Consider the following 1,940-nt stretch of genomic DNA (forward strand, 5'->3'; position numbering starts at 1 on the left):
TTCAACGGCGCACTTTATGTATTCCGCGCCAAAAGAGCGGACAGGATCAAGATCGTCTGGTGGGACGGCAGCGGCGTGTGTCTTTATGCCAAGCGGCTGGATGAGGCGAAGTTCTGCTGGCCGCGGATCGGCCACCACCGGGTCCAGCTCAATCATGCTCAGCTCATGGCTCTGGTTGACGGAATGGACTGGAAACGGGTTCGAACGGAGACCGTCAGGCGGCCGCAATCGGTTGGGTAAAACCCTGCGGCATGATGAATCAGGGGGCTGAAAACGCGGGAAAATTGCCCGCGAATATGCTCTGATTTTGGCCATGTCGGCACCCGATCTCGCGCTCCCGGACGACGTTGACGCGCTCAAGGCGATGGTTGTTGCCATGGCCGAAAAAGCCGCCGGTCTGGAAGAGCGTAATGCCGATCTCGAAGCCCACAATACGCATCTCGAGTTGGTCAACAAGAGCGCCGAGGAGCGGATCGCACGACTGACGGCGGTGGTGAAGATGCTGGAGCGGTCGCGCTTCGGCAGCCGCTCCGAAAGGTTACGGGCCGGTGCGCTGAGCGAGGAGCAGTACGCTCTGGTCTTCGACGAGATCGAAACCGGCGTGGCGGCCATCCAAGCGCAGATGGAGAAGTCTGCGGGCGGCTCGAAAGCGAAGCGCGCCCCGCGCCCTCGCAAAGGCTTTGCGGCCCATCTCGAACGGGTCGAGGTGGTCATCGAGCCCGAAACGCCTGCTGGCTGCGAAGCGCTGGAAAAGATCCTGATCGGCGAGGACGTCTCCGAACGGCTCGATGTCACCCCGGCGAAGTTCCGGGTGATCGTTACGCGTCGCCCCAAATATGCCTACAAGGGTTGGGACGGCGTCATCCAGGCAGCCGCGCCCGCCCGCATCATCGAAAGCGGCATTCCGACCGAAGCGCTGCTGGCGCAGATCGCGGTGTCGAAATACGCCGATGGCCTGCCGCTCTACCGCCAGGAAGCGATCTATGCCCGCGATCAGGTCGAGATCGACCGGTCACAGATGGCGCAGTGGATGGGCAAGCTCGGCTTCGAGCTCGAGCCGCTCGCCGATTACGCACTGACCCGCATCAAGCAGGGGGAGCGGGTCTTCGCCGATGAGACCACGCTGCCAACGCTGGCGCCGGGATCTGGCAAGGCCAAGACGGCCTACCTCTGGACCTATGTCCGCGATGATCGGCCCTTTGGCGGCAGTGGACCGCCCATTGTTGTCTATCGCTTCGAGGACAGCCGCGCCGGCGAATGTGTCGCCCGTCATCTGGACGGCTATCGCGGCATCCTGCAAGTCGACGGATACGCGGCCTATAACCGGCTGGCCCGATCCGATCGGGGCAACGACGGCGTGACGCTGGCGGCGTGCTGGTCGCACGTGCGGCGCAAGTTCTACGAACTGCATGCCGCAGGCTCCTCCGTTATCGCCTCGCAGACGGTGGCGCAGATGGCCCCACTGTGGGCCGCCGAGGAGGCCGTACGCGGCCAGGACCCGGCAGTACGGATAACTGCGCGTCAGGAGAAATCCGCCGCCGTCGTTGCCGCTCTCTTTGCGCTGTGGGAAAAGGAGCTGCCGAAGCTGTCGGGAAAATCGAAGCCCGCCGAGGCGATCCGCTATGCGCTCGGCCGGCGTGCCGCGCTCGAGCGCTTCCTCACCGACGGCCGCATCGAAATCGACTCCAACACCGTCGAGCGCGCCATCAGGCCACAGACAATTACCCGAAAGAACAGCCTCTTCGCTGGCAGCGACGGCGGCGGACGGACATGGGCCACCATCGCCACGCTGCTGACCACCGCCAAGATGAACCAGGTCGATCCGCACGCCTGGCTCACCCAGACCCTCGAGCGCATCGCCAATGGCTGGCCAAACAGCGCTATCGAGGCGCTCATGCCTTGGAACTACCATCGCTGAACGGCATCAGCTACCCGCTTAC

The 1,940-nt window shown here is 63.8% G+C and carries 2 protein-coding genes; both read left to right on the forward strand.

The genetic code is table 11. The features are described from left to right. The coding region (gene tnpB, locus NKJ15_RS32850; protein WP_352819839.1) for an IS66 family insertion sequence element accessory protein TnpB at nucleotides 1–240 on the forward strand (240 nt) is incomplete at its 5' end. A 73-nt stretch (nucleotides 241–313) separates the two neighbouring features. Beyond that, entirely contained in the window at nucleotides 314–1,918 is a 1,605-nt protein-coding gene (gene tnpC / locus NKJ15_RS32855) for an IS66 family transposase (RefSeq protein ID WP_352819841.1), read from the forward strand. Nucleotides 1,919–1,940 lie beyond the last annotated feature (22 nt).

This window comes from Mesorhizobium sp. M0207 (genome assembly GCF_040321995.1).
Taxonomy (GTDB): domain Bacteria; phylum Pseudomonadota; class Alphaproteobacteria; order Rhizobiales; family Rhizobiaceae; genus Mesorhizobium.

Bases quoted from the DNA above. Each gene is read 5' to 3' on its own strand.
- tnpC (WP_352819841.1), top strand. From the start codon at position 314: ATGTCGGCACCCGATCTCGCGCTCCCGGACGACGTTGACGCGCTCAAG.